The organism is Niveispirillum sp. FG148 (assembly GCF_057809655.1).
The window spans coordinates 21450-47114 of sequence record NZ_JBMDKJ010000005.1 but is presented as its reverse complement, the minus strand read 5'-3'; the positions used below and the strand labels follow the sequence as shown (position 1 = coordinate 47114).

Annotated in this window: 25 protein-coding genes; 8 read left to right on the top strand and 17 right to left on the bottom strand. The window is 66.1% G+C overall.

All coding sequences use genetic code 11. The features are described from left to right. Positions 1 to 40 precede the first annotated feature (40 nt). From ACODTW_RS07225 to ACODTW_RS07210, 4 genes are all read right to left on the bottom strand, one after another. Positions 41 to 1096 carry an MBL fold metallo-hydrolase gene (locus tag ACODTW_RS07225; RefSeq protein ID WP_488945286.1) on the bottom strand — a complete coding sequence of 352 codons (1056 nt, stop codon included), beginning with the start codon at positions 1094 to 1096 and terminating at the stop codon, positions 41 to 43. A gap of 29 nt (positions 1097 to 1125) precedes the next feature. Beyond that, complete coding sequence (locus tag ACODTW_RS07220) at positions 1126 to 1941, bottom strand: hypothetical protein (protein WP_488945285.1); 816 nt, start codon at positions 1939 to 1941, stop codon at positions 1126 to 1128. Between the two features lie 102 nt (positions 1942 to 2043). Continuing rightward, positions 2044 to 3087 (bottom strand): alpha/beta hydrolase, encoded by a 1044-nt coding sequence (locus tag ACODTW_RS07215; protein WP_488945284.1) that lies wholly within the window; start codon positions 3085 to 3087, stop codon positions 2044 to 2046. Between the two features lie 223 nt (positions 3088 to 3310). Next, the gene (locus ACODTW_RS07210; protein ID WP_488945283.1) at positions 3311 to 4567 is read right to left on the bottom strand and encodes a porin family protein; all 1257 of its coding nucleotides are present in this window, start codon (positions 4565 to 4567) and stop codon (positions 3311 to 3313) included. A 515-nt stretch (positions 4568 to 5082) separates the two neighbouring features. Here ACODTW_RS07210 and ACODTW_RS07205 point away from each other — a divergent pair. Next, the gene (locus ACODTW_RS07205; RefSeq protein WP_488945282.1) at positions 5083 to 5874 is read left to right on the top strand and encodes a class II aldolase/adducin family protein; all 792 of its coding nucleotides are present in this window, start codon (positions 5083 to 5085) and stop codon (positions 5872 to 5874) included. A 99-nt stretch (positions 5875 to 5973) separates the two neighbouring features. Here the strand turns inward: ACODTW_RS07205 and ACODTW_RS07200 are convergent, their stop codons facing one another. From ACODTW_RS07200 to ACODTW_RS07185, 4 genes are all read right to left on the bottom strand, one after another. After that, complete coding sequence (locus tag ACODTW_RS07200; protein ID WP_488945281.1) at positions 5974 to 6342, bottom strand: hotdog family protein; 369 nt, start codon at positions 6340 to 6342, stop codon at positions 5974 to 5976. Beyond that, on the bottom strand, positions 6339 to 6731 hold the full coding sequence (locus tag ACODTW_RS07195) for a MaoC/PaaZ C-terminal domain-containing protein (protein ID WP_488945280.1): 393 nt from the start codon (positions 6729 to 6731) through the stop codon (positions 6339 to 6341). Before ACODTW_RS07195 ends, ACODTW_RS07200 begins: the two co-directional genes overlap by 4 nt. A gap of 313 nt (positions 6732 to 7044) precedes the next feature. Next, a complete protein-coding gene (locus ACODTW_RS07190) occupies positions 7045 to 8529 on the bottom strand; it encodes an acyl-CoA synthetase (RefSeq protein ID WP_488945279.1) in 1485 nt (494 codons plus the stop codon). After that, complete coding sequence (locus tag ACODTW_RS07185) at positions 8526 to 9143, bottom strand: TetR/AcrR family transcriptional regulator (protein WP_488945278.1); 618 nt, start codon at positions 9141 to 9143, stop codon at positions 8526 to 8528. Before ACODTW_RS07185 ends, ACODTW_RS07190 begins: the two co-directional genes overlap by 4 nt. 187 nt (positions 9144 to 9330) lie before the next feature. Here ACODTW_RS07185 and ACODTW_RS07180 point away from each other — a divergent pair, with 187 nt between their 5' ends. From ACODTW_RS07180 to ACODTW_RS07170, 3 genes are all read left to right on the top strand, one after another. Then, positions 9331 to 10185: an alpha/beta fold hydrolase gene (locus tag ACODTW_RS07180; RefSeq protein WP_488945277.1), complete on the top strand. Its 855-nt coding sequence runs from the start codon at positions 9331 to 9333 to the stop codon at positions 10183 to 10185. Positions 10186 to 10229: 44 nt separating this feature from the next. After that, entirely contained in the window at positions 10230 to 12449 is a 2220-nt protein-coding gene (locus ACODTW_RS07175) for a TonB-dependent receptor (RefSeq protein WP_488945276.1), read from the top strand. 147 nt (positions 12450 to 12596) lie between these two features. Beyond that, positions 12597 to 13871, top strand: coding sequence for a spinster family MFS transporter (locus ACODTW_RS07170; protein ID WP_488945275.1), 1275 nt, complete (start codon positions 12597 to 12599; stop codon positions 13869 to 13871). Here the strand turns inward: ACODTW_RS07170 and ACODTW_RS07165 are convergent. From ACODTW_RS07165 to ACODTW_RS07155, 3 genes are read right to left on the bottom strand one after another with little or no spacing between them, the layout of a single operon-like run. Beyond that, entirely contained in the window at positions 13868 to 14500 is a 633-nt protein-coding gene (locus ACODTW_RS07165) for a glutathione S-transferase family protein (RefSeq protein ID WP_488945274.1), read from the bottom strand. The two genes, ACODTW_RS07170 and ACODTW_RS07165, sit on opposite strands and share 4 nt — an antisense overlap. 20 nt (positions 14501 to 14520) lie before the next feature. Beyond that, positions 14521 to 15414: a pirin family protein gene (locus ACODTW_RS07160; protein ID WP_488945273.1), complete on the bottom strand. Its 894-nt coding sequence runs from the start codon at positions 15412 to 15414 to the stop codon at positions 14521 to 14523. Positions 15415 to 15417: 3 nt separating this feature from the next. Beyond that, positions 15418 to 15831, bottom strand: a complete 414-nt coding sequence (locus tag ACODTW_RS07155) for an acyl-CoA thioesterase (RefSeq protein ID WP_488945272.1) — start codon at positions 15829 to 15831, stop codon at positions 15418 to 15420. A gap of 180 nt (positions 15832 to 16011) precedes the next feature. Here ACODTW_RS07155 and cysE point away from each other — a divergent pair, with 180 nt between their 5' ends. After that, complete coding sequence (gene cysE / locus ACODTW_RS07150; protein WP_488945271.1) at positions 16012 to 16851, top strand: serine O-acetyltransferase; 840 nt, start codon at positions 16012 to 16014, stop codon at positions 16849 to 16851. A 12-nt stretch (positions 16852 to 16863) separates the two neighbouring features. Here the strand turns inward: cysE and ACODTW_RS07145 are convergent, their stop codons facing one another. The 4 genes from ACODTW_RS07145 to ACODTW_RS07130 all read right to left on the bottom strand — a co-directional run bounded on the left by ACODTW_RS07145 (position 16864) and on the right by ACODTW_RS07130 (position 19734). Continuing rightward, a complete protein-coding gene (locus tag ACODTW_RS07145) occupies positions 16864 to 17559 on the bottom strand; it encodes an energy transducer TonB family protein (RefSeq protein ID WP_488945270.1) in 696 nt (231 codons plus the stop codon). Next, positions 17556 to 17996, bottom strand: coding sequence for a TonB system transport protein ExbD (gene exbD / locus ACODTW_RS07140; protein WP_488945269.1), 441 nt, complete (start codon positions 17994 to 17996; stop codon positions 17556 to 17558). The genes ACODTW_RS07145 and exbD overlap by 4 nt, the downstream gene beginning before the upstream one ends. A 6-nt stretch (positions 17997 to 18002) precedes the next feature. Beyond that, a complete protein-coding gene (exbB, locus tag ACODTW_RS07135) occupies positions 18003 to 18776 on the bottom strand; it encodes a tonB-system energizer ExbB (protein ID WP_488945268.1) in 774 nt (257 codons plus the stop codon). Positions 18777 to 18918: 142 nt separating this feature from the next. Then, complete coding sequence (locus ACODTW_RS07130; protein WP_488945267.1) at positions 18919 to 19734, bottom strand: enoyl-CoA hydratase/isomerase family protein; 816 nt, start codon at positions 19732 to 19734, stop codon at positions 18919 to 18921. Between the two features lie 229 nt (positions 19735 to 19963). Between ACODTW_RS07130 and ACODTW_RS07125 the strand changes: the two genes are divergently transcribed. Continuing rightward, complete coding sequence (locus ACODTW_RS07125; protein WP_488945266.1) at positions 19964 to 21340, top strand: L-serine ammonia-lyase; 1377 nt, start codon at positions 19964 to 19966, stop codon at positions 21338 to 21340. A 9-nt stretch (positions 21341 to 21349) separates the two neighbouring features. Here the strand turns inward: ACODTW_RS07125 and ACODTW_RS07120 are convergent, their stop codons facing one another. Next, on the bottom strand, positions 21350 to 22537 hold the full coding sequence (locus ACODTW_RS07120; RefSeq protein WP_488945265.1) for an FAD-dependent oxidoreductase: 1188 nt from the start codon (positions 22535 to 22537) through the stop codon (positions 21350 to 21352). A gap of 145 nt (positions 22538 to 22682) precedes the next feature. Here ACODTW_RS07120 and ACODTW_RS07115 point away from each other — a divergent pair, with 145 nt between their 5' ends. Then, on the top strand, positions 22683 to 23099 hold the full coding sequence (locus ACODTW_RS07115; RefSeq protein ID WP_488945264.1) for a hypothetical protein: 417 nt from the start codon (positions 22683 to 22685) through the stop codon (positions 23097 to 23099). A gap of 136 nt (positions 23100 to 23235) precedes the next feature. After that, positions 23236 to 24735, top strand: coding sequence for an MFS transporter (locus ACODTW_RS07110; RefSeq protein ID WP_488945263.1), 1500 nt, complete (start codon positions 23236 to 23238; stop codon positions 24733 to 24735). Here the strand turns inward: ACODTW_RS07110 and radC are convergent, their stop codons facing one another. Further along, positions 24736 to 25581, bottom strand: a complete 846-nt coding sequence (radC, locus tag ACODTW_RS07105) for a RadC family protein (protein ID WP_488945262.1) — start codon at positions 25579 to 25581, stop codon at positions 24736 to 24738. Positions 25582 to 25665: the final 84 nt, after the last annotated feature.

Below are 25665 nucleotides of genomic sequence, written 5' to 3'. Positions count from 1 at the left end.
ATGGGGTGCGGCCGGTCCTACCACGTTGCCCCCGGCCCCGTCACCCCAGCACGCGATACCAGGCCTTGAAGGCATTGGTGTAGAAACCGGGATTGAACAAGGTCCAGGCCCCCAGCGTACCGGGCAGGGTAAAGGATTGCGCCGCCTGTTCCACGGCCGTGCCCGCCTGGAACGCCTTGCGCGCCGCCGCCTCCACCGCGTCCAGCACGCCCTGGTAGGGGGCAAGATCGGCGGCCGTCGTCAGACTGCCATGGCCCGGCACGATCAGCGCCTTGGGATCGGCCAGCAGGGCCCGTACCGCGACGGACAGTTTCAGCGGGTCGGCATCGACGTAATTAGGGAAGATGCCGTTCCACAGCAGGTCGCCGCCGAAAATGACGCGCGGATCGTCCAGTTCCACGCTCACATCGCTGTCGGTATGGCCCGTGCGCGCCACCAGCCGAACCTTGCGCCCACCCAGGTCCAGCAGGCTGTCGCCTTCCGGCACGATCAGAGTGGGCAGGACGATGGGCGGGGCCTTGGCGAAGGGGCTGCCATCCACCGGCTTGGGCAGGGCGTTGCGTTCGGCCGACAGGGCGCTGGTACGCGCCGTCATCAGCAGTTCCGGCCCGCTCGCCCCCTGCCGGAAGCCGGCCAGCCCGCCGACATGGTCCAGGTGATAATGGGTGGCGACGACATGGGTGGGGCGGCGGCCGGTCAGCGCCAGGGCCTGATCCGACAGCCAGGCGGCCCCTTCCGGCGTCATGAACCCTTCCACCACCAGCACGGCGTCACGGCCCGCGATAATGCCGCCATTGGACAGGGTGGTGCGGTCGCCGCGTCCGCCATCGCGGGCAAAGGGCGTGCTGACCACGGCCCAGACGCCATCGCTGATCTTCTCGATCCGGGCAAACGGCGTGGTGGTGACGGGATCGGCCAGGGTGCGCGACTGCGCCGCCCGTGCGTCGGCCGTGCCCAGCGAGGCCGCCAGCGCCATCCAGGCGCCGCAGCCGAAGGCATGGCCGAAGAAACCCCGCCGGCTGCACCCGCAATCCACCATGATCCGTCCCTCCGCCGCTTTCGCCGCATTGAAACGCCGCCGGGGCCCTGTGCGCAAGGCCCGATCCGGACAGGCTGGGGACGGGATCAGACCTTCAGCGTCAGGTCGATCTCCGCGCCGGCATCCAGTTGATAGGGGCCCCAGGTGGCGCTGCTGCTGGTATTGCCGATGCCGTCCACGGCATCCAGGCGGATGGACCAGAGGCCGGGATTGATGGCAAAGCCGCCGCTGCCGGGGAAGCGCCCCTTTTCCTGCAGGAACCAGGCACGGATGCCCGTCGGGTCCTTGCCCACGCTGCTGCCCGGCACGGTGCCCAGCGAATGCAGGACATTGCCGCTGTCGATGGCCACCACGGTGACGCTGGTGATCGTGCCGTCGGACGATTTCGGCATGGGCACGACAGAGACGAAGGCCTGGGTCGGGGCCGGGGCCGGGTCGTCCTTCAGGTTCAGGTTGGTGCGTACACCCAGCTTCTGCAGGATGCGGTTGATGCCGCCGCTGCCGCCGGCCAGCACCAGGGCGGTGATCAGCTTGGAGATCATGCCCGACGGTGTGCTGATCGCCGGGCCGTTATAGATGTCGACCAGGTTGGCCAGCATGTCGATCTGGAACTGATGCACGATGGCCAGCGCGAACAGGAAGGACACGATGGGCTTCACCGCCTGCCGGTCGAAGGTCTCCCGGAACAGCTTCCAGTCGAAAATGATCGCCAGCGCCTGTTCCAGAATCACGGCGATGACCGCCAGCTTGGTCAGGGCATCGGCGGATGCTGAATAGATCAGGTTCGTGCTGTCGGAAGCGGCGGCCGCCTCGGGTGGGGTTCCCTGGGCCAGGGCTTGCGCCACGGGCAAGGCCACGGCCGCGCCGACTATGATTACCCGCCAAAGCCAGCCCCGCGCCATGAACCCCTCCCCGGTCGAATAACCATATGACCTATACAATAAAAGGGGGAAATTGTCTCGGCTCTTGTCCTGGTTCGCGAAAGGTGTTCAGGCCGGTGCCCGTCAGATGCCGCCCCCATCGCTGAAGGCATAGATGTCGTAGGAGGCGATGGCGCGGCCGATATCGGCGATGGCGCGGTTGGCGGTGGGCAGGCGGCCGCCCATGGTGATGAAGCCATGCACCATGTCGGAATACAGCCGATGCAGCACGGGCACGCCCGCCGCCGCCAGCCGCCCGGCATAGGCCCGGCCCTCATCCAGCAGCGGGTCGAAACCGGCGGTGATGATCACCGTGGGCGGCAGCCCGTCCAGACGTTCGGCGCGCAGCGGCGACACGCGCCAGTCGCCTTCGACTTCCTGTCCGCCCAGGTAGTTGCGGACATAATTGATATAGGCGGTGCGGGTCAGCAGATAGCCATCCGCGCGCCGGAAATGCGAGGGCAGGCCGGCCGTCAGATCGACGGCGGGATAGATCAGCACCTGGGTCTTCAGCACCGGCCCGCCGGCGTCACGCGCCTTCAGCGCCAGCACGGCGGCGATATTGCCGCCGGCACTGTCACCGGCCAAGCCGATGCCCAGCGGATCGATGGCCAGCAGGGGCGCATGGGTGGAAAGCCAGCGCAGGGCCGCCCAGCCATCATCCAGGGCTGCCGGCCAGGGATGTTCGGGCGCCAGCCGGTAATCGACGGCGACGATGGCGTGACCCGTGGCAACGGCCAATTGCCGGCACAATGTGTCGTGGCTGTCCAGGTCGCCCACAGTCCAGCCGCCGCCATGGAAGAACAGCAGGGCGGGCAAGGGTCGGAAGCCGAAGGACGGGCGGTAAAGCCGCAGACGCAGCGGTCCGCCGGGGCCGGTGATGGTTTCTTCGCGCACCGAGGCGATGTCGGGCGGGGTTGGCCCCAGCGCCCGGCGCACCTGGGTGAAGATGCGCCGGGTTTCGGCCAGATCGCCGCCGCCCTGGACGCTGCCGGCGATGATGCGAACGACCTCCGCCACGTCGGGCGACAGGTCGGGGCCGACGGCGAAGGTCGGCTTTTCCGGCACCACGCAAAGCGGCGCCGCGCGGTGCGGGGCGGGGGCGATGGGAAGCACGGTGCCGGTCATGATGGGTCTCCGGAGAACAGGGGAAGGGAACGGGGCGGGACCGGCAATTGGGGGAACCGGCCCCGCCCCGGATCATGCCGGCCGCCATAGATATTGACCGATGGTCAAGATCTATGGCCCTCAGACGCCGGCGCCAACATCCGTTGGCTTGGCTTCCGCGGCACGGGCCGCACGGCGGCGGTCGCCGCCGTGCCACCTTTGTCATCAATGATGACAGGTGGCATCAGAAGCGCACGCGTGCGCCAGTGATCACGCCGTACACGTCCTTGAAGTCGGCCGTGGGCGTATCGTATTGGTGATTGCGGAAGCTGACATAGAAGTCGCTGGCGAAGGCATCGACCGTCTGGACATAGCCCACTGACCAGGCCTTGGCGTCGGCCCCCACGGCGGCGAAATCCTTCTGGGTGAAATAATCCACGACGAAGGCGCTGTTGCCCAGGCTGGTCAGCTTGGCGATGTAGCCCAGCTTGCCATACCAGAAATCGCTGTCGCGCGGCCCCAGGTCGCGGGTGCCGGCGGCCGCCGTGACGTTGAAACCATTGGCGAATTTCACCGACACCGACCCGTTGGTCTGCGTATCGAAGCCGGTACGGCTGTCATTGTCGGCATAGGCGATCGCGGCGGCGATCTCGGTATCGCCGATCTTGCCATTATAGCGGATGGCACCATCGGCAGCCCCGCCTTCGGTCACGCTGGTGGAGGCCACGAAGCCGCCGCCAAAGGTCGGCGTGTCGTAACGGACGCGATCCTCACGGTGCAGCCCGTCGAAATTGTTGAAGGCGTTGTTGACGGTCACGCCCGCCGCACGCGTCGCCTTGTTGCGGAAGGCGATGCCGCCGAAAGTGGCGCCGATATCGCTGTGGCTGACCAGGGTCGAGGTGCCCGACAGGTCCACTTCGGAGGTCTGGTTGCTGGCTGTGTCGCCCTGGCCCACCCACAGGCGGCCGAACGCCTTGTGCTGGACCCAGAATTCCACCTTGCGTTCATTGATGGAGAAGGCACCGCTGTCGGTGCCAAAGCCCGTGCTGCGGGTGGAGGCGGAGGAGGTCTCCAACTCGATATCGGTGCCGGCCGTCCAATTGTCATCCAGCTTGGCCTGCGAAGCCAGGCGCAGGCGCGAGGACGCGGTGGCATTGTCGCCATGGATGGCGTCGCTGTCGAAACCATCATCGGCCACGATCAGGGCGCGACCGATCTGGCCGGACAAGGTCAGTTTCACCTTGTCATTGCCGGACTGCACGATCTGCGGCGCCTTGAAGGCGCTGGCCGCGACCAGCGGCGCATCCTTGGACGCGGGCGGGCCGGCCGGGGTGCTGGGTGCCTTTTCCAGCTTTTCGATACGGGCCAGCAGGTCCTTGACCTGGGCGCGCAGGGCCTCAACTTCGCCGGCCGGGGCCTGCTGCGCCAAGGCGGGCAGGGACAGGGCGGACAGGGCCACGCCGGTCAGCAGGAGGGCGGTCTTCATACGAAACACGCTCATGGAAACTTCCCTTCATCATCTTGCTTGTTTGCCGGCCGGGGGAAGGAGGGGGCTGGAGGACGTCAATGCCCCCTTTGCAATCTTCAGCGGGGACGTGTTTTCCCGCTTCGGCCGCCCGTTCGGCGGCCGGTCCCCGGCCTTGTTCATGGATGGAATGCGGGCCGGACGGCGCAATGCGGGGCCGTCGGCGGTCCTGGCGGATCAGGGTCGACAGAGGCTCATCGGGTGTCTCCTTCAAGTACCGGACACCACGAGGGATCGTGGCGCTTTAGCGTTTGGTGACGCGGCGCAAGCTGCTTCCAGGTCAAATGCCCGCGGATGGATTGAACACCATCGACGGTGATATTGAATTTTATTCCCCACAACGTCAATGGGTTTTTATCAAAAATAATTCACATACTAGACGCGCTAAATATCAATGCGGCTTTTTGCGGCCGCATCCCGCCGGCCGATGCTGCGGGATGCCCGGGATTGCGCTATGCTCCGTCCAAACAAATGTTTGAATGGAGGAAGCGATGGTAACCAGGGACGATGCGACGGCTTTGGCCGGTGGGGCGCGGGCGGGTGGTGCGGTGGCGGCAGATGAGGCGACGATCCGGCGCGATCTGGCGGCGGCCTATCGGCTGACGGCGATGTATGGCTGGGATGATCTGGTCTTCACCCATATCTCCGCCCGGCTACCGGGGCCGGACCATCATTTCCTGATCAATCCCTATGGCATGCTGTTCGAAGAGATCACGGCCAGCAGCCTGGTCCGTATCGATATCCACGGCAACAAGCTGGATGACAGCCCCTGGCCGGTGAACCCGGCCGGCTTCACCATCCATTCCGCCGTGCATGAGGTGCGGGAAGATGCCGGCTGCGTCATGCATCTGCACACGGCCGACGGCACGGCCGTGGCCACGCTGACAGAGGGGCTGCTGCCCCTGAACCAGACGGCGCAGCTGGTGCTGGCCGACCTTGTCTATCATGATTACGAAGGCGTGGCGCTGGATCCTGCCGAAAAGCCACGCCTGCAGCAGGATCTGGGGGCCAAATCCACCATGCTGTTGCGCAACCATGGCACCCTGACGGTCGGCACCACGGTGGCGGAGGCCTTTACCCGCATGTATTTCCTGGAACGGGCCTGCACCATGCAGGTGCGCACCCTGTCCATGGCCGGCCGGCCACTCTATCCCACGGAACCGGCCGTGGTGGACAAGAACATGGTCCTGGGCCGCATGACCGTGGGCCCCGCCGCCAACCACCTGATCTGGCCGGCGCTGCTGCGTAAGCTGGACCGCGAGGCGCCGGGGTACAGGGATTAATCAGGCTTAGGTCGGGGTGAGGCATAAGCCGAACCCCGACAAACCACGGTGCCAAGGAATGTCGGGGTTCGCGCACCGCTCACCCCGACCGACGATGTCCTACCAGCCCTTGTCGGCCACATCTTCCACATAGACCAGGGCCCGGCCCGTGGCCAGCATTGTGCCGTCCGGCCCGTGGCAGGTGGTTTCCAGGTCGACCAGATGCTTGTCAGGGCGGATGCGGGTGATGGCGACCCGGGCCGCCAGCTTCTGTCCCAGCGGGATGGGGGCCAGGAACTGTGTCTGCTGCTTCAGGTAATTGGTGCCCGGCCCCGGCACCTTCACGCCCAGCAGGTAGGAGAACAGGGCCCCCACCAGCGGTTCCGGCACTTCGCCCGCCGGCATGGGCGCACCGCCCAGCGACAGGTAATCGGCCAGATCCTGGTCGGTGAAGGCGCGGGTGATGGTGGCTTCATCGCCGATCTTCATGCCGCGGCCCCTTCTTCCATGTCGAACGTGCCTTCGCAGGTGACGACGCCATCGGCGATGCGCGTGGCGCTGACGGACAGGCGCGTGCGCGGACCGTCCTGGCTGTCCACGCTGGCGGTGAAGCGCATGGGTTCGCCCGTGTAGGTGGGGGCGGGGAAGCGCACGTCCTTGCCCACCTGCCGCGCGCCGGGCCGCACCTGCCCCGCCAGCCCGCGCAGGATGGAGCAGAGATAGAGACCATGCGCCACCGTCCGGCCGAAGCGGGTGCGGGCGGAAAAGTCGGGATCGACATGGATGGGATTGTCATCGCCCGACAGCCGGGCGAACAGATCGAATTCCGCCTGGGTCAGGCTGCGTTCGATGCTGATGCGGTCAAGGGGTGGGGGCATGGTCCTCTCGGGGTGGGGGTAGGGAGGGGAGGGGCAGGCGACTTTTCATGAGCGAGTGCAGCCGCCCGTGCGGTGTTCTTTTTCCCGTCATCCCCGCGAAGTCGCATTGGCGCTAACTTGGACCCTTGGAACAATGTGCCTTCCCCGCGAAAGCGGGGATCCAGGGGTCGCAAGATCCGACGCCTCAGTGCCCTTGGCCCCTGGACCCCCGCTTTCGCGGGGGAGGCAGGGAGGGGGCAATGGGCTAATTTAGCACCTTCGCGGGATGAGGGTGGCAAGACGGCGCAGTCGGGTGAGATTCTATCCTGACACCCTAAAGCCGATGCTTCTGCACCTTGCCTGCCGCCGTGCGTGGGAAGTCGGTGACGGCGACGAAGCTTTTGGGCACCTTGAAAGGGGCCAGCCTTTCGCGGCAGAAGCGGGTCAGTTCGTCGGGCGACGGCATCACCTGTCCGGGGCGCGGCAGGATATGGGCCCGGCCCACTTCCCCCCATTTCTCGTCGGGGATGCCGATCACGGCCGCTTCCAGGATGGCGGGGTGCTGGGACAGCACATTCTCCACCTCCGCCGGATAGACATTCTCTCCGCCGGAAATGAACATCTCCTTGATGCGGCCGACGATGTAGTAATAGCCGTCGGCGTCAGAGCGGGCCAGATCGCCCGATTTCAGCCAGCCATCGGCGGAAAAGGCGGCGGCGGTCGCGTCCGGCCGGTTCCAGTAGCCGGGCGTGATGCCGGGGCCGCCGAACCACAATTCGCCCGCCTCGCCCGGCGGCACATCCTGTCCATCCGGGCCGACGATGCGCACGCCGCACAGGATCTGCGGCTTGCCCACCGACCCGATCTTGTCGGCCACATGGTTGGGATCGACGATGAAGGCCGTGGGCCCCGTTTCCGTCATGCCCATGCCGTTGCAGACGCGCACGCCCTTTTCCAGGAAACGCCGGACCAACGTGTCGGGCAGGGGCGCGCCACCGCAGCCCCAGGAACGCAGGCGGGTCAGGTCCACCTCCCCGAAACGGGGATGCAGTGCCAGCATCTGATAGATGGCGGGCACGCCGAAAATGGCGTCCAGCCGGCCGGCGGCCACCAGATCCATCATCACATCGGCATCAAAGCCCGACATGATCAGCACCCGCCCCCCCACGATCAGCGTCGGCACCGTGTGCAGATTGATGCCGGCCGTATGGAACAGGGGCAGGAAATTCAGCGTCGTGTCGCGTCCCGTCAGGCCGATGGGCTGGGAGATGTTGACGTAATTCACCATGGCCATGGCGAAGGTGTAGATCACGGCCTTGGGCCGGCCCGTCGTGCCGGAGGTGTAGAGCAGATACCAGACCCCGTCGGCCGGCCATTGCCGGCGGCCCGCATGGCGCGGGGCGGCGTCGCGCATTTCCGCATAATCGCCGTCCAGGGCCACCGACACGGCCACGGCATCGTGCAGCTGCACGGCCACGGCCGCGTCTTCGTGCCCGTACAACAGCACCTTGGGCGTGCTGTCTTCCAGCAAGGGCAGGATTTCCGGGGCCGGCATGCGCCAGTTCAGCGGCACCAGGATGGCGCCCAGCTTGGCGCAGGCGAACAGCAGCTCGAAGAACTCGATCCGGTTGCGGCACAGGATGGCGACGCGGTCACCCGCCACCACCCCCAGGGACGACAGCAGGCCGGCGGCCCCGGCGGCGTTGTCGTCCAGCGCCGCATAGGTGACGGTGCGACCCGACGCCACCTCTTCCATGGCGATGTCGCCGCCACCCAGTTGCGCGCGGCGTGCGGTGATGTCGAAGATGCAGGGGATCATGACTTGCCTCCCGGCGACAGGCCGTAGGTGATCAGTTCGGCCGCGGCCGCCGCGATCTCCGATGCCGGCTTGTCATCGCTCCACACGGCATAGCGCAGGCCCAGGAACACGCTCATCCCGATCAAGGCCCAGGCGCGTTCCTCCTCATGCCCCGGCCGGATCTCGCCCTTTTCGGCGGCCTGGGCCAGATTGCGACGGTAGGCGCCAGCGAAGACCTTGTAATAGTTCAGATAGGCATCTTCGGCGACGAACTGCGCCTCCATGACGATGCGGTACAGGTCCTTGTGTTCGCGCACGAATTCAATGAACGCCTCCAGCCCCAGCCGCTCCGCCGTCAGGCGGTCGGTGGTGCCGATGACCCGTTCGGAAATGTGCTGGCGCGTCAGCCGCCCCATATGATCGACCAGCGCCCGGAACACCTGCTCCTTGCTGTCGAAATAGGTATAGAAGGTGCCCAGAGCGGCACCCGCCCGCTGCGTGATCCCGCTGATGGACGCGTCGTGATAGCCGCGTTCCCCGAATTCCGCCGCCGCCGCGTCCAGCAGCTTGCGCAAAGTGCGCTTGCCACGTTCCGTGCGCGGTGCCTTGGACGTTACCGCCTCTTCGCCGCCCATTTATTCCTCCCTGGCTGCAACTTGAATATTGACTCAGGTTTCGATTTGCCGCAAGCATGGGCACGAAGCCGGACGGGAGATCGGGAAACGATCCCCACCAACAAGCCCTACATGACCGGGTCGCACGGTCAAGGGCTGCATACAAACCGGCCGAGCGGGATGGAAACAATCGGGGAGCATGCGGCGCATGCCGTATCTTGTCGCCAACGATCAGGCGAAAATCGCCTATGACGACGATGGTGCCGGGCGCCCGCTGCTGCTGGTCCATGGCTGGGCCACCCATGCCGGTTTCTTCTCCGCCCAGATCAAGGCACTTTCCAGCACATTCCGCGTCATCAGCATCGATCTGCGTGGCCATGGCCGCTCCCGTGCGGCCGGCGGCGCCCTGTCCATTGACCGGCTGGCCCGCGACCTGATTGATCTGGCCGAGCATCTGGACCTGCGTGACATGCTGGTTGTCGGCTGGTCCATGGGCGCCATGGTCCTGTGGCGGGCGCTGCTGGACGGGCTGGCGGCGCGTGCCGCCGGCATGGTGGTGATCGACATGGCCCCGCGTGTCGTCAATGACGGTGACTGGCACCAGGGCCTGCGCGGCAGCCATCCGGGCAAGACCACCCACGCAGCCGCGGCCGCCATGGTCCAGAGCTGGGGGGCCGTCGCCCCGCGCGTGGCCAGCCGCATCTTCGCCGAAGGTCGTAAGGCCGAACAGGTGGATTTGCGGGCCTGGGCCACGTCCCAGGTTCTGGACAGTGATCCGGCCGCCATGGCGGCGCTGTGGATGTCGTTGACCGCCCAGGATTTCCGCGCCGACCTGCCGTCCCTGCCGCTGCCGACCCTGGTCACGCATGGGAAATTATCGCGGCTTTATTCCGACGCCACGGCGGCGGCGCTGGCGGCACTGTTGCCGCAGGCCACCATCGCCGGCTTCGCCCGGTCCGGCCATGCGCCGCACCTGGAAGAACCCGATACGTTCAACCAGACCCTCATCCAGTTTGCCGCCACCCTGCCGCCGGCAGGCAAAGGCGGTCCCCCCAGCGCCTGACGGGGCGAACCAGCAGGCGTTCAATGACAATGAAAGGGAGATCCATGAAGATGTTCGGTAAATCCATATCCGCCATGCTCTGCGCCGGCACGGCCCTGACCAGCCTCGGCGTACTGACGCTGCCCGCCGCCGCGCAGGAGCAGAACCAGGAAGCCGCCCAGCCCGGCGTCCTGGGTGAGATCGTCGTCACGGCCCGCCGCCGCGCGGAAAGCCTGCAGGACGTGCCCGTCTCCATCTCCGCCTTTTCGGCCGAGCAGCTGGAAAATGTCGGCACGCCCGATATCACGGCCCTGACCAAGACGACGCCGAACCTGACCATGCAGGTGGCGCGCGGGTCCAACTCCACCCTGATCGCCTTCATCCGCGGCGTCGGCCAGCAGGACCCGCTGTGGGGCTTCGAACCGGGCGTGGGCCTTTATGTCGACGATGTCTATATCGCCCGCCCGCAGGGTGCCGTGCTGGACATCTTCGATATCGAACGGATCGAAGTGCTGCGCGGGCCGCAGGGCACGCTCTATGGCCGCAACACGATCGGTGGTGCCGTCAAGTACGTCACCAAGAAGATCGACGACGAACCGCACATGAAGGCCAAGCTGCAGGTCGGTTCCTACAAGCAGACCGACCTGATCCTGTCCGGCTCCTCGCCCGTGTCGGAAACGGTGGGCGTGTCGGGTGCCGTTGCGCTCTATCGCCGCGATGGTTACGGCAAGAACCGGACCACCGGCCAGGAACAGTACGACAAGGATGTCAATGCCGGCCGCCTGTCGATCGAATTCAAGCCGAACGAGGATGTGTTCATCCGCGTCGCCGCCGACAAGACGGTCGACAATTCCAATCCTCGCCATGGTCACCGCCTGTATGCGACGGCCACGGTGCCGGTGTTGGACGATGTCTATGACACCCAAGCCGGCCTGACCGGCAAGCAGAAGGTGAAGAACGAAGGCGCGTCGCTGACGGCGGAATATAACGTGTCGGACAGCGTCACCCTGAAATCCATCACCGCCTATCGCGACGGCCGTTCCGATACGGTCATCGATTTCGACAATCTGCCCGCCAAGATCCTGGACGTCCCCGCCTATTACAAGGACGACCAGTTCAGCGAGGAATTGCAGCTTGTCTATGAAGGTGAGCGCTTCAAGGGTGTCGCCGGCCTCTATTACATGGATGCCCATGCCGAAGGTGCGTTCGACACGACCCTGGCTCTGGCCAGCCTGACCGTTCTGACCTCCGGCTCGGTCGACACCAAGAGCTATGCGGCCTTCGCCGACTTCACCTATGAATTGACCGATCAGGTCAAGGCGTCGGTCGGTGCCCGCTACACCTCGGATGACAAGACCGGCACCGTGTATCGTGCCAACTATGCCGGTCTGGTCAGCCCGCTGTTCGGCGGCACGCCGCGCAGCGCCTCGCTGGTGCGCACCAATTACACCAACAGCCGCACCTTCAGCGAGTTCACGCCGCGCGTCAGCCTGACCTATGAGCCCGACCGCGATTTCACCCTGTATGCCTCCTACGGCCGTGGCTTCAAGTCGGGCGGCTTTGACATGCGCGGCGACGCCATCTTCACGCCGGACACCGTCAATGGCTATGATCCGGAACTGGTGGACAGCTACGAAATCGGCTCCAAGTCGCGCTTCTTTGATGGCCGCGCCACCTTGAATCTGGCCGCCTTCTATTCCGACTATAAGGGCCAGCAGGTGACGACGCAGGTGCCGGCCACCAACGGCATCGCCAGCTTCGTCGACAATGTCGGCTCCTCCACCATCAAGGGCCTGGAAGCCGAAGGTGTGGTGGCCATCACCGACAATCTGACGGCCAATTTCTCCGTCGGCTACATCAATGCCAAGTTCAACGAGTTCCTGCGCTACAACCTGACCACCAAGGTCTATGACAATATCGCCAACACCGCCGTGTTCCAGAACACGCCGAAATGGACGTCCAATGTCGGCCTGACCTATACGCACGACATGGGCGACAGCGGCATCATCACCCTGACCGGGTCGGCGGCGCACCGCAGCGACTTCTCCATGTTCGAGTTCGCCAACCCGATCCTGGATCAGAAGGGCTATACGCTCTATGACCTGTCGGGCGTGTGGACGGCGGCCAGCGACAATTGGTCGGTCGGCATCCATGGCAAGAACCTGGGCAACAAGAAGTACCGCGTCGGCGGCTACAACTTCCCCGGTGCGCTCTATGGCGACAGCATCATCGGCTATTACGGCCCGCCGCGCACCGTTACGGCCACTGTCGAATATCGCTTCTGAGAACAGAGGCGGGGGCGGGCTGTCCCGTCCCCGCCAATGTCCCAAGACGATCTTTCGTGTGATATCTCCCTCTACTGGCGCCGCGCCCCGATCGGGGCGCGGCCCCTCTTTCATTTGTTCCTTTGACCCCATGACCGGGAAGGCGTGATGGACCCGCAGGCCGTGCAGACAGCCAGTGCCAAGCGTTACCGCGGCGTCGTGCTGCTGGTGCTGATCCTGGTCTATATCTTCAATTTCATCGACCGGCAGATCCTGGGCATCCTGGCCTCTTCCATCAAAACCGAACTGGGCCTGACCGATCAGGAACTGGGCCTGATGGGCGGGTTGGCCTTTGCGCTGTTTTACACGGCGCTGGGCGTGCCCATCGCCATGCTGGCCGACCGTTTCAACCGCACCTGGATCATCACCATTTCCCTGACCATCTGGTCGGGCTTCACGGCTTTGTGCGGGGCGGCGACGGGGTTCTGGCAGCTGTTCCTCTGCCGCCTGGGTGTGGGTGTGGGGGAGGCAGGCGGCGTCGCCCCGGCCTATTCCCTGATCGCCGATTATTTCCCGCCCAAGGAACGGGGCCGCGCCCTGGCCGTCTACAGTTTCGGTATCCCCATCGGCATGGCGCTGGGCGTGCTGTTCGGCGGCCTGATCGCCAACCAGATCGGCTGGCGCTGGGCCTTCGTCATCTGCGGCCTGACCGGGCTGGCTATGGCGCCGATCCTGAAACTGGTGGTGAAGGAACCCGTGCGCGGCGGCTTCGATGCCGGCCGCAAGGCCCCCGCCGCCGGCCTGGGCACCGTGCTGGGCGTGCTGTTCCAGAAGCCGTCCTTCTGGGTGCTGGCGCTGGGGGCCTCCTGCTCCTCCGTCATGGGCTATGGTCTGGCCTTCTGGCTGCCTTCCTTCCTGGAACGCAGCCATGGGCTGACATTGGTCGACCGCTCGCTGTTCTATGGCGGCATCCTGTTTGCCGGCGGCATTGTCGGCGTCTGGATGGGCGGAGCGCTGGGCGACAAGCTGGGGGCCAAGGATCTGGGCAATTACGCCCGCGTGCCGGCCGTGGCCTTCCTGGTTTCACTGCCCTTCTATGCCGGCGGGCTGGCCGTGTCCGACCTGACCCTGGCCTTTGTGCTGTTCGTGGTGCCGCAGGCGCTGGCCCTGATGTGGCTGGGCCCCACCCTGTCGGCCGTGCAGCATCTGGTGGCGCCCAACATGCGGGCCACGGCGTCGGCCATCTTCCTGTTCGTCAACAACCTGCTGGGCATCGGCTTCGGCACCTGGTTCCTGGGCCGGCTGTCCGATGTGCTGCGCGCCGAATATGGCCAGGAAAGCCTGCGCTATTCCATCCTCTATTGTCTGGGCTTCTACGCCCTGGCCGCCATCCTGTTCTTCCTGGCGTCCAAGCGGCTGGCGCGGGACTGGCACCGGGATTAAGGCACCCCATTGGCCCCGAACTCCCGGAAGCCCGGCCGTTCCAGCAGCCGGGCCCACCAGGCTTCCATGGCCGGCACGTCGGGCCGTTCCAGCGGCGTCATCTTCCAGCGGTTGACGGACAGGCCCAGCACGATATCGGCCAGCGTGAAATCCGGCCCCGCGACATAGGCGCCCGTGCGCGCCAACTGATCGTTCAGGATCAGGGTCAGGCGGTTCCATTCATCAATGCTGGCCGCCACGCTTTCCGCTTCCCCTTGCCGGGGCGCGCGCCGGACCAGCGCGGTGAAGGCGATGCGCCAGGCGCTGTTCAGGTCGGTCGCCTGCCAATCCATCCATTTTTCCACATTCGCGCGGGCCAGGGGCTCAGTCGGTAGCAGGTCCGCCCGCCCGGCCCGGCCGGCCAGATAGCGGCAGATGCTGTTGGATTCCCACAGATAGCCGCCGGGCACGGTGATGACGGGCACCTGCGCATTGGGGTTCAGGGCGCGGAATTCCGGCGTATCCAAGGGCCGGAATCCGGATCCCCAATCCTCCCGCACGAAATCCTGGCCGATCTCACGACAGGTCCACAGCACCTTGCGGACATTGATGGAGCTTTCCTTGCCCAGGATACGGAGAGGTTCAGTCATTTCGGCTCCGTTACGATATTTTATTCCGGTAGCGGAATAAACTCCGTCTCGCCCGGCACCGCGGGGAAGCGGCCATTGCGCCAGTCAGATTTCGCATCCTCGATCCGCTCGCGGGAGGAGGAGACGAAGTTCCAGTAGATATAGCGCGGCCCATCCATCGGCTCTCCGCCCAGCAGCAGCAGCTGGGTCCGGCACAGCGCCTTGACCAGAACCGCGTCGCCTTCGCGCAAGACCAGCAACTGCCCCGCCCCGCCTTCGGCTGTGTGGATGTCACCGGCGATATCCACGCTGCCGTCGAACAGATAGAGGGCGCGTTCGGGGTGGCTCGCCGGGATTTCCAGCCGCGCCCCCTCATCCAACACCAGTTCCAGGTAGATTGTTTCCGACAATGTGCGGACGGGCGAGCTTTCGCCGAACAGATCCCCGGCGATCAGGCGCATCCACACGCCATGGTCGGCGATGATGGGCAGATCGGCTGCCGGATAATGGCTGAAGCCGGGGTCGATCTCCTCGTACCGCTGCGGCAGGGCGATCCAGCTCTGGATGCCGGCCAGATGGTTGCCCTGGGCGCGCAGGCCGGCTTCGGTGCGTTCGGAATGCACGATGCCCTTGCCCGCCGTCATCCAGTTGACGGCACCGGGCCTTATCGCCTGCACGCTGCCCACGCTGTCACGGTGCATGATCTCGCCTTCCGTCAGATAGGTGACGGTGGACAGGCCGATATGGGGGTGCGGGCGCACATCCAGGCCCGTGCCCGCCGGCAGGAAGCCCGGCCCCATCTGATCCCAGAAGATGAAGGGGCCGACCATGCGCCGCTTGGTCGACGGCAGGGCGCGCCGCACCTCGAACCCGCCGACATCATGGCTCTTCGGTACAATGATCAGGTCGATGGGGCTGCCGGGGGCGATGCTCATGGCTTATTCCTCCGTCTCTGCGGGCGGGATGGGGCGAGGACGGCCGTGATCGTCGATGGCGACGAAGGTGAACAGGGCCTCTGTCACCTTGAACCGTTCCTCATCGAACCGCGACCGGCGCCAGGCATCGACATGGATCTTCATGGAGGTGCGGCCGATGCTTTCGATGGTGGCATAGAGGCTGACCTCGTCCCCCACGGCGACGGGCCGGTGGAAGACCATACCATCCACGGCCACGGTGGCGCAGCGGCCGCGGGCGCGCCGGGCGGCGGCATTGCCGGCGGCCAGATCCATCTGCGCCATCAGCCAGCCGCCGAAAATGTCCCCGGCCGGGTTAGTGTCGGCCGGCATGGCGATGGTGCGCACGGCCGGTTCCGTGGGGCAGCCATCATCGGTCCCGCTGCTTTCCGTACCCATGCCTTCCCCTTTCCAGAAATCCTTTTGGAACAGAATGATGCGCTTTAGCATCCGTCCTGTCGATGGCTGGCCGCATGCTTTGGCGGGGCACCCATGTGCTGGCGGGCGGTGCTAAACTCTTGCATGGGCAGGGGCGCATGATCAAATAGCGAACGATATCGAAGCAGCGAGGCCGGCCCCATGTCCGCGCGTCCTTCCTCCGTTCCCCAGGCGCTTGCCAATCTGGACCCGATCTGGGCGGCCCTGCGCACCGATGCGGCCCAGGCCGTGGCAGACGAGCCACTGCTGGCGGCCCTGTTCTATGGTGCCATCCTGAACCAGCCTTCGCTGGAAATGGCCGTCATCCACCGCATCGCCACGCGGCTGGCGCACCAGGACGTGCAAGGCGAACTGCTGGTCCAGGCTTTCACCGACGCGCTGAATGCCGAGCCGGAAATGGGCCAGTCCTTCCGCGCCGATATTGCCGCCGTGCTGGACCGTGACCCCGCCTGCTATCGCCATATCGAGCCGGTGTTGTATTTCAAGGGCTTCCAAGCCCTGGAAACCCACCGCATGGCCCATCGCCTGTGGCATATGGGCCGGCGCGACATGGCGCTGTATCTGCAAAGCCGGTCGTCGGTGGTGTTCGGCGTCGACATCCACCCCAATGCCAAGTTCGGGCGCGGCGTCATGATCGACCATGCCACCGGTGTGGTGGTGGGCGAGACGGCCGTGGTCGGCGACAATGTCTCCATGCTGCATGGCGTTAATCTGGGCGGCAATGGCAAGGAACATGGCGACCGCCATCCCAAGATCGGGTCGGGCGTGCTGCTGGGGGCCAATGCCAAAGTGCTGGGCAATATCACGGTGGGTGATTGCGCTCGCATCGCCGCTGGCTCCGTCGTCCTGCATCCCGTGCCCAAATGCGTGACGGTGGCCGGCGTGCCTGCCAAGATCGTGGGCGAGGCCGGTTGTTCCAACCCGGCCCGCGTCATGGACCATGTCTTTGCCGATTATAAGGATCAGGGCGCTGATATCTGACGGCGGATCAGCCTATTTCAGGCTGAATTCCACCGGCAGGACCAGCTCCATCTGATCCTTGCCCAGTTCCGCTGGGATTTCCGGCAGGGGCTGGGCGCGGTCCAGCAATTCCTCCGCCTCCCGGTCCAGCAGATCGACCCCGCAGCCGCGTTCCAGCCGGCGGGACACGACGCGGCCGTTGCGGTCCAGCGTCAGGCGTACCCAGGCCGTTCCCTGCTGCCGGCGCTGACGCGCGGCCAGGGGATAGCGCTTATGCTTGGCCAGATGCGCCATCAGCCGGCCCTGGAAGGCGGCCATGGCATCGGCCGGGGGGCCGCCGGCGGGGGCGCTGGCGACGGGGGAGGCATCGGCTTCGGGCGCGGCGGCGGCCGATGCCATTTGCGGCACGGGCGGCGTGTCCGGCACGGGCTCCGACTTTACAGGTCGCGGCGGCGGGGGCGGCAGCTTGGCGGCAGCGCGTTCGATCACCGGCGGCGGCTTGGGCGTCGGGGGCTGGGCCACGGGCTTGGGTGCGGGGGCCGGCGGGGGTGGGGCCGGCGGGGCCGGGGGCGCCAGATCCATCAGGATGGGCGGTGGCGGCGGGGGCAGGGGCGCCGGTGGCTCCGGTTTCAACGCCACCATCCCGGCAACGGCCAGATGCGCCCCCAGCGCCACGGTCAGTGCCAGCGGCCAGCGGATGCCACTACCCTGTACCAAAGCCGTGCTCACGGTGCCGACCCCACGGAAGACCCGTCCAGCCCGACCAGGGCCACCTTCAGATAGCCGGCGTCGCGCAGGCTGTTCATCACATCCATCAGGTCACCATAGGGGACCGACTTGTCGGCGCGCAGGAAGATGCGCTGGTCCTTGTCCCCGCCGGTGGCCTGATCCAGGGCCCCGGCCAGCGCCTCGCGCCCGGCCACCGCCACCTCATCAAGGGCCAGCGACAGGTCGGCCTTGACCGACAGGAATAGCGGCTTGGGCGGGCGCTGCGACTGCGGCGCGCTGGCGGCCGGCAGGTCGACGGGCACGTCCACCGTCGCCAGCGGGGCCGCGACCATGAAGATGATCAGCAGCACCAGCATCACATCGATGAAGGGCGTGACATTGATCTCGTGATTTTCGGTCAGATCGTCATCACCGCCCGTGCGCAGCTTGGCCGCCATGGCACCTTACTCCGCCACGCGCAGGCGCGGCTTGGCATTGCCGCGGCGGTCCAGGTCGCGCGACAGCAGGCGCAGGACGGCGGCGGCGGCATCGCCCACCTGGGCGCGATAGCCGCCGATGGCACGCGTCAGGGTGTTATAGACCAGAACGGCCGGGATGGCGGCCACCAGACCGATGGCCGTGGCCAGCAGCGCCTCAGCAATGCCGGGCGCCACCACGGCCAGATTGGTCGTGTGGCTTTCGGCGATGCCGATGAAGCTGTTCATGATGCCCCAGACCGTGCCGAACAGCCCGACAAAGGGGGCCGTGGCGCCGATGGAGGCCAAAACACCCGTGCCCTTGGCCGAATGACGGGCCACCGCCGCTTCGATCCGTTCCAGCCGGCTGGCAGCGCGTTCCTTGATGCCGTCGGCGGGCAGGTCGGTGGATTGCTCCAACTCCTCCTCCACCGCGCGCAACAGGGATGTTGCCGGATCGCGCGGGTCGGTCAGGCGGGCATTGGCATCGGCCAGGCCGCGCGACCCGTCCAGGGCTGTCAGCGACTGCGCCATACGGCGCTTGGCGCTCGACAGTTCCAGAAGCTTGGCGATGAAAATGGTCCAGGTGGCGACCGAAGCGGCGGCCAGACCTGTCATCACAGACTTCACCACCCAATCGGCAGCCATGAACATGCCCCAGGGCGACAGGCTAGCCCCACCCGCCGTCGGCTCCGCCAGGGCCGTTCCGGAAACCAGCATGGCCGCTGCCACGCCCGCCATCAATCGCATGCCCGTCCGCATCGCATCACCTACAGCTGGGAACGAAACTCGTTCGCATTGTCGTACTGTAGATGCGACTAAGTTGCAACTGCGAAGGCGGGGCCGGAAATTGGCGTGGAGCCATGCGTGCCAGGGATGAAGTCCCCGGCACGCACAGACCGTTTCAGCAATTGCCGAAGAAGGGGCGGCGGCGTTCGACGAAGGCGGTGATGCCTTCGGCGAATTCGGCGCTGTCGATGGTGGCCAGGAAGGTTTCCCGTTCAGCCGCCAGCTGCTGCTGAAAATTATGTTCCAGCGACAGATAGAGCAGGCGCTTGGTCCGGCCCGACGCTATGGCCGCGCCACCGGCCAGCTTGCGTGCCACGCAGCGCGTTTCCTCCGCCAGCATCGGCGCCGGGCAGATGCGGTTGACCAGCCCCAGTTCCAGCGCCTCCAGCGCCGTCAGGCGGCGGTCAAGCAGGGCCAGCTCGGCCGCGCGCCGGGCACCCAGCAGGCGGGGCAGGGAATGGGTGGCGCCGGCGTCGGGCGTGGTGCCCAGCGGGCCATAGGCCATCTGGAATACGGCCTTGTCAGAGGCCACGACCAGATCGCAGGCCAGGGTGATGCCGATGGCGGGGCCAGCGGCGGTGCCATGGATGCCGGCGATGACGGGCTTTTCCATGCGGCGCAGGGCCGTCACGGCCTGATGGGTGAAGTCCAGCAGGCGGCTGATATAATCCCGCCGCTCCGCCGCCGGGGCCGACAGCAGCCGGTGGAAGGCATGGATGTCGCCTCCCGACATGAAGCTGGTGCCACGCCCGGAAATCACCAGCACGCGCACCTTGGGGTCGTTCGCGGCCTCTGTCGCGGCCTCTGCGAAGGCGGCGGCCATGTTCAGGTCCAACGCGTTCAGCCGGTTGGGGCGGTTGAAGGTGATTTCCGCCACCCCTTCCGCATTATGCCGCGTATAGAGCAGGCAATCCGTTGTCACACTGGTCATCGGCTTCTCCTCTGTCGGTGGCGGCGCCGTCATGCGGGGCGGCGCGCTTCCAGCTTCACTGTCAAACAATCGACCGTTTGATCTGTTTGGGCAAGCCATCCTGATGCACCGGACCCTGGTGCCAAGGTGTCGCAGCGCATGCTATGGGTTCACGTAACAGAAGGGGCACGACCATCGAAGCCGGCCCCGCCAGCAATCCGGAAACGTCCGCCAGGGATGGCCTGAACAAATGACCGTCAGCGTCTTCGACCTTTTCAAGATCGGGGTTGGCCCCAGCAGTTCACACACGATGGGCCCCATGACCGCCGCCTACCGCTTCGGCGAACGGGTGGCGGCCGCGGGCCTGCTGGACCGCGTCGCCCGCCTCACCGTGGTGCTTTACGCCTCGCTGGCCCTGACGGGCCGGGGCCACGCCACCGACCGTGCCGCCATCATCGGGCTGGCCGGGTTCCAGCCCGCCGATGTCGATCCCGATGCCAGTGACCGGCTGGTCGCCGGGATCGAAGCCGGGGAACCCCTGCTGTTCGCGGGCCGACAGCCTGTGTTATTCCAGCCCGAGCGCGACATTGTCTGGCGGGGCGGGGAAAAGCTGCCCTATCACCCCAATGGCATCCTGTTCACGGCCTATGACGCGGTGGGCGCCGAACTGGCCACCCGCACCTATTATTCCGTGGGCGGCGGGTTCGTGGTGGATGAGGATGAGGCGCGGTCCAACCAGCCGGCCGAAGCCGGCCCCGGCATGCCGCACCAGTACCGTACGGCCGATGAGTTGCTGTCCCTGGCCCAGGCGCGCGGCCAGTCCATCGCAGCCTTGGTCATGGAAAATGAATGCGCGCTCCGGCCGGAAGCTGAGGTGCGCGCCGGGCTGGACCGCATCTGGCAGGCGATGGATGCCTGCATCGAACGCGGCGCCCGCCAGGAAGGCGAATTGCCCGGCGGGCTGCGGGTGAAGCGGCGCGCAGCGAAATTGCAGGCCGAACTGCTGGCCAAGCGGGAGCGCATGCTGATCGATCCCCTGTCGGCGCTGGACTGGATCAACCTGTGGGCGCTGGCCGTGAATGAGGAAAATGCCGCCGGCGGCAAGGTGGTGACCAGCCCCACCAACGGGGCGGCCGGCATCGTGCCGGCCGTGCTGCGCTATTACGACCGGTTCTATAATGGCACTTCCGCCGGGCGGCATGTCTTCCTGCTGACGGCGGCGGCCATCGGCGGGTTGTACAAGCGCAATGCCAGCATCTCCGCCGCCGAGGTGGGGTGTCAGGGAGAGGTCGGCGTGGCCTGTTCCATGGCGGCCGGCGGTCTGGTCGCAGCCCTGGGCGGGACCAACGCCCAGATCGAAAACGCGGCCGAGATCGGCATGGAGCATAATCTGGGCCTGACCTGCGACCCGATCAAAGGTCTGGTGCAGATCCCTTGCATCGAACGCAACGCCATGGGCGCCATTAAGGCCATTGACGCCGCGCGTCTGGCCCTGATGGGCGACGGCACCCACCATGTCTCGCTCGACCGCGTCATCGAAACCATGCGGCGCACCGGGGCCGACATGAGCGAGCGGTACAAGGAGACCTCGCTGGGTGGTCTGGCCGTCAACCTGCCGGAATGCTGAGGCGCACCGTCACGCCATCGCCGGCTTGAACAGGCCGGCGATGGTGTTGACGGCCAGGTCCGCCTCTGCCCGGTCGGGCACAGCCTCTTCGATGCCGAAGCCGTAATATTCGTTGGCCCCAACATACTGGAACACCCAGCCATCGCGGCGCGGCACGAATGAGACGCGGTTATGGAAGATGCCATAGCGCACATCATCATCCGGGATCATGCGCGCCAGCTGACCACGCACGGGCACCAGGGAAATGTCGCCGAACAGGGCCTTGGCGCCGTAGCCGGTGCAATTGACCAGCGTTTTCTGGGGCAGCGACGCCAGATCAGCCGGGCTGTGGAATTCCCGCACCTCGATCCGCCCACCCATGGTCAGGAATTGGTCTAGCAGATATTGGGAATAGGCAGCGATATTGAACATCAGGCCGCTGGTGCAGCGCACTTCCCGCTGCCCGAACGGGTGCGACCCGGCCGGATAGGTCTGGCGCGGGGCCCGCAATTCCGGCGTCATCTCCCGCGTCAGCTTGTCAGCAAAGGCGGGGCGATTCTCATGCTCTTCCGGTTGCGGAACCAGCGTCGGGACATAATAGGTGTCCAGCCATTCGACCGGACGACCGGCCAGGCCCAGCAGGGTCTGATAGCGGTCAAAGGAGGTGCGTGCCATCATGGCCCATTGGGCCTTGAATTCCGGGGTCGCGTGTTGTTCCAGGCAGATGCGGCTGTCGGGCGACCAGACGCCCGTCGCCAGGGACGACCGGGTCTGCGGCGGCAAATCCCTGGCATAGATGGTGACCCTGGCGCCGGCCCGCTGCAGCTGCACGGCGGTGGTCAGCCCCATGGCGCCGCAGCCAATGACGCCAATCTCCCGCGCGCCAGTGCGCATGGCCAGATCGGTGGCGATGGTGGCGGACCCCCAGGACAGCGACCAGCCCGACCCACCATGGCCGTAATGATGCACGACATCCTTGTCGCCCAGCCGTTCCCGCTCGATCCGCGGCCCCTGCGGCCGGAAGGGGCGGGTACAGACGGTGATCTGGGTGATGCGATCGGCACTGATGCGCGGCGGCGTCAGGGACAGCACGGGGCCCGCGACCTTCGACACCGCCTTGTCGGCACGCGGGCCGGTGGCGCACCCGCCCAGCAGGCCCAGGGTAAGGGCAGCACTGCCGCCGGAAAGAAGGGTACGGCGGTGCAAAGGATAGGTCATGGCCAGGTCCGTCTGACAGGGGCGGTGGGGGGAGGATAGGCAGGAAACAGAACAAAATCAAAACTCTGTGCAGGGTTGCCTGTCGATTGTTTCGGTTTAGAATGGGGCGCATTCATGGTTGTGGTCGGGCATGATGGGGGCAGGGATGCGGGCGGTCGGGCGGTTGCGTTGTACGCTGGTGCTGTCCTGCACCATCGCTCTCTTGCTGGCTCCGGCCACGTCAGCGGTGGCGCCCGACACCGGCGCCCTGGCCCGACAATTGACGACCACGTTGGCCGACGCCTTCGACACGGGCAAACGGCTGCAACTTACCCTGACCTGCGAAAAGCCGGCCATGGTGGCCGGGAAAAGCTGTCTTCAGCGCCTGGTGGCTGCCGTGCGCGTGGATAATATCGTTTCCGTCCACGGCATTGAACCGGACGTGCCCTGTCTGAAGGGCCATGAGGCCGGACGGTCTGATCGCTGTGTGCTGGTCACCTATGGCGGCGGCGCCGTGGCCCGGTTCGCGGCAACGGCGGACGGGCAGATCCTGGCGATGGATCTGACGATGCGGGCACCCTGACCTGTCCCTGGCTTCGGCGGGGAAGGCGCATTTGCTGACTACGTATTCAACCCCTCCCCCCGTTGACGGGGCAGGCCACCCCCCGCATGGTCCGCTGCAAAGAAGATAAGCGTTGTTCGGGGGAGGGGTTGAGGGAATGCAGAAGCCCAGGCTGAGTCTTATCCAGATCTGGAACATGTCCATCGGCTTCCTGGGTATTCAGGTGGCGTTCGGCCTGCAGAACGCCAATGCCAGCCGCATCTTCCAGACCCTGGGCGCCAATATCGACGATCTGGCCATCCTGTGGGTGGCGGCCCCCCTGACGGGTCTGCTGGTCCAGCCCGTGATTGGCCATATGTCGGACAAGACCTGGGGCCGGCTGGGGCGGCGGCGGCCCTACTTCCTGGCGGGCGCCATCCTGGTCACCCTGTCGCTGCTGATCATGCCCTCCTCCCCGGCGCTGTGGTTCGCGGCGGCCATGCTGTGGATCCTGGACGCGTCGATCAACGTCACCATGGAGCCGTTCCGCGCCTTTGTCGGCGACCTGCTGCCCGATGAACAGCGGATGACGGGCTTTGCCGCGCAGAGCTTTTTCATCGGCGTCGGTGCCGTGGGTGCTTCGGCCCTGCCCTGGATTCTGTCGCACGGGTTCGGGATGGAGAACACGGCCGCCCCCGGCCATGTACCGCTGACCGTGCATATCGCCTTCTATGTCGGGGCGGCGGCCATTTTCCTGGCCGTGCTGTGGACCGTGCTGTCCACCAGGGAATATTCGCCCGCACAGATGGCCGCGTTCGAGGCGGCACGTCTGGCCCAGCGGGGGACGGAACCGGTGGCGCGCGCCGACCGCGATGCGGGCCGGTTCCAGCGTGACGGGCTGCTGTCGTTGATCCTGGGTGTGGTCATCACGATCCTGGTCGGGGCAGCGGGGCTGGAGAAGGAAGTCTATATCCTGGGTGCCGGCCTGATCGGCTTCGGCCTGGCCCTGCTGGTCCAGGCGGGGCTGAAGCGCGCGGGCAAGGGCCAGAACGGCTTTTCGGAGGTGATGGAGGATCTGTTCGCCATGCCTGCCGTCATGCGCCGGCTGACCGTGGTGCAGTTCTTCAGCTGGTTCGCCCTGTTCGCCATGTGGATCTATACCACCTCGGCCGTCACCGCCTATCATTACGGGTCCAGCGACACGGCCAGCCAGGCTTACAATGACGGGGCCGACTGGGTGGGGCTGCTGTTCGCCGTCTATAATGGCGTGGCCGCCATCGCTGCCTTCCTGCTGCCAATCATCGCCCGGGGTATCGGCCGCCGCGGGGCGCATATGTTCAGCCTGTGCCTGGGTGGGGCGGGGCTGATGTCGTTTCCGCTGATCCACGACCCGTCGCTGCTGTGGCTGCCCATGATCGGCGTCGGTTTTGCCTGGTCGTCGATCCTGTCCTCGCCCTATTCGATCCTGTCGGGCGCCGTGCCGGCGGCGAAGATGGGCGTCTATATGGGCATCTTCAACATCTTCATCGTGGTGCCGCAGGTCCTGGCCGCCAGCATCCTGGGTGCCGTGCTGCGTGCGCTGCTGGGTGGGCAGGCCATCTGGGCCCTGGTGCTGGGCGGCGCGTCGATGCTGGTGGCGGCCCTGGCCATGCTGGCGGTCAAGGACGAGGCGGGGTGATTACATCAGCCCCGCACTCTTGAAGCTGACATATTTCCCGCCCTTGCCGATGATGACATGGTCATGGATGACCAAGCCCAAGGCCGTGGCGGCGGATACGATCTGTTTGGTCATGTCGATATCGGCGCGGCTGGGTGTGGGGTCGCCGCTGGGATGGTTATGGACCAGGATGATGGCTGCCGCCCCCAGTTCCAGCGCCCGGCGCACCACCTCGCGCGGATAGACGGGCGTGTGGTCGATGGTGCCGCGCTGCTGCACCTCGTCCGCGATCAGGGTGTTCTTGCGGTCCAGAAACAGCAGCCGGAACTGTTCCACCGGTTCATGCGCCATGGCGCCGGCACAGTAATCCAGCAGCTTCTGCCAGGAGGACAGGATGGGCTGTCCGATCACCTGCTGGCGCGCCATGCGCAGGCCGATGGCGCCGACGATGCGGATATGGGCCACGGTGGCGTCGGAAAAACCGAAGCGGGCCTTCAGCGCGTCCGGCGTTGCCTGGGTCACGGCCCACAGGCTGCCGAACGCGGTCAGCAGCTCCTTGGCCAACGGCTTCACGTCGCGGCGGGGGATGGCCTGGAACAGCAGCAGTTCCAGCATCTCGTAATCCAGCAGCGCGTCGGGTCCGGACTGGATGAAGCGCTGGCGCAGCCGGTCGCGGTGGCCGTGGTAATGCGGCTTGCCCTCCTCCCCCTCCGCTGTCTCTGCGGCGGGCATGGGGGGTGCCTTCGGGCGGGGCGGCGCATCGCCACCACGGGCCAGAAGGCTGGCCAGCAGGTCATCCTCCCCGCCCGGCGGCGGCACCGACATTTCGTCCAGCCGCTGTGCGCGTCCCGTCCGCTTCCCTGTCATCGCCCCACAGCCATGATGTGCATGACCCCCGCTGCTCACTCGCCTACAAGTGTATCAGCGGAGCGGGAGTGATGCCAGACGGGA

What these genes read in the sequence shown, in the direction of transcription:
- ACODTW_RS07220 (WP_488945285.1), bottom strand. Translation starts at nt 1,941, where the DNA reads ATGGCGCGGGGCTGGCTTTGGCGGGTAATCATAGTCGGCGCGGCCGTG.
- ACODTW_RS07215 (WP_488945284.1), bottom strand. Translation starts at nt 3,087, where the DNA reads ATGACCGGCACCGTGCTTCCCATCGCCCCCGCCCCGCACCGCGCGGCG.
- ACODTW_RS07210 (WP_488945283.1), bottom strand. Translation starts at nt 4,567, where the DNA reads ATGAGCGTGTTTCGTATGAAGACCGCCCTCCTGCTGACCGGCGTGGCC.
- ACODTW_RS07205 (WP_488945282.1), top strand. Translation starts at nt 5,083, where the DNA reads ATGGTAACCAGGGACGATGCGACGGCTTTGGCCGGTGGGGCGCGGGCG.
- ACODTW_RS07200 (WP_488945281.1), bottom strand. Translation starts at nt 6,342, where the DNA reads ATGAAGATCGGCGATGAAGCCACCATCACCCGCGCCTTCACCGACCAG.
- ACODTW_RS07195 (WP_488945280.1), bottom strand. Translation starts at nt 6,731, where the DNA reads ATGCCCCCACCCCTTGACCGCATCAGCATCGAACGCAGCCTGACCCAG.
- ACODTW_RS07190 (WP_488945279.1), bottom strand. Translation starts at nt 8,529, where the DNA reads ATGATCCCCTGCATCTTCGACATCACCGCACGCCGCGCGCAACTGGGT.
- ACODTW_RS07185 (WP_488945278.1), bottom strand. Translation starts at nt 9,143, where the DNA reads ATGGGCGGCGAAGAGGCGGTAACGTCCAAGGCACCGCGCACGGAACGT.
- ACODTW_RS07180 (WP_488945277.1), top strand. Translation starts at nt 9,331, where the DNA reads ATGCCGTATCTTGTCGCCAACGATCAGGCGAAAATCGCCTATGACGAC.
- ACODTW_RS07175 (WP_488945276.1), top strand. Translation starts at nt 10,230, where the DNA reads ATGAAGATGTTCGGTAAATCCATATCCGCCATGCTCTGCGCCGGCACG.
- ACODTW_RS07170 (WP_488945275.1), top strand. Translation starts at nt 12,597, where the DNA reads ATGGACCCGCAGGCCGTGCAGACAGCCAGTGCCAAGCGTTACCGCGGC.
- ACODTW_RS07165 (WP_488945274.1), bottom strand. Translation starts at nt 14,500, where the DNA reads ATGACTGAACCTCTCCGTATCCTGGGCAAGGAAAGCTCCATCAATGTC.
- ACODTW_RS07160 (WP_488945273.1), bottom strand. Translation starts at nt 15,414, where the DNA reads ATGAGCATCGCCCCCGGCAGCCCCATCGACCTGATCATTGTACCGAAG.
- ACODTW_RS07155 (WP_488945272.1), bottom strand. Translation starts at nt 15,831, where the DNA reads ATGGGTACGGAAAGCAGCGGGACCGATGATGGCTGCCCCACGGAACCG.
- cysE (WP_488945271.1), top strand. Translation starts at nt 16,012, where the DNA reads ATGTCCGCGCGTCCTTCCTCCGTTCCCCAGGCGCTTGCCAATCTGGAC.
- exbD (WP_488945269.1), bottom strand. Translation starts at nt 17,996, where the DNA reads ATGGCGGCCAAGCTGCGCACGGGCGGTGATGACGATCTGACCGAAAAT.
- exbB (WP_488945268.1), bottom strand. Translation starts at nt 18,776, where the DNA reads ATGCGGACGGGCATGCGATTGATGGCGGGCGTGGCAGCGGCCATGCTG.
- ACODTW_RS07130 (WP_488945267.1), bottom strand. Translation starts at nt 19,734, where the DNA reads ATGACCAGTGTGACAACGGATTGCCTGCTCTATACGCGGCATAATGCG.
- ACODTW_RS07125 (WP_488945266.1), top strand. Translation starts at nt 19,964, where the DNA reads ATGACCGTCAGCGTCTTCGACCTTTTCAAGATCGGGGTTGGCCCCAGC.
- ACODTW_RS07120 (WP_488945265.1), bottom strand. Translation starts at nt 22,537, where the DNA reads ATGACCTATCCTTTGCACCGCCGTACCCTTCTTTCCGGCGGCAGTGCT.
- ACODTW_RS07115 (WP_488945264.1), top strand. Translation starts at nt 22,683, where the DNA reads ATGCGGGCGGTCGGGCGGTTGCGTTGTACGCTGGTGCTGTCCTGCACC.
- ACODTW_RS07110 (WP_488945263.1), top strand. Translation starts at nt 23,236, where the DNA reads ATGCAGAAGCCCAGGCTGAGTCTTATCCAGATCTGGAACATGTCCATC.
- radC (WP_488945262.1), bottom strand. Translation starts at nt 25,581, where the DNA reads ATGACAGGGAAGCGGACGGGACGCGCACAGCGGCTGGACGAAATGTCG.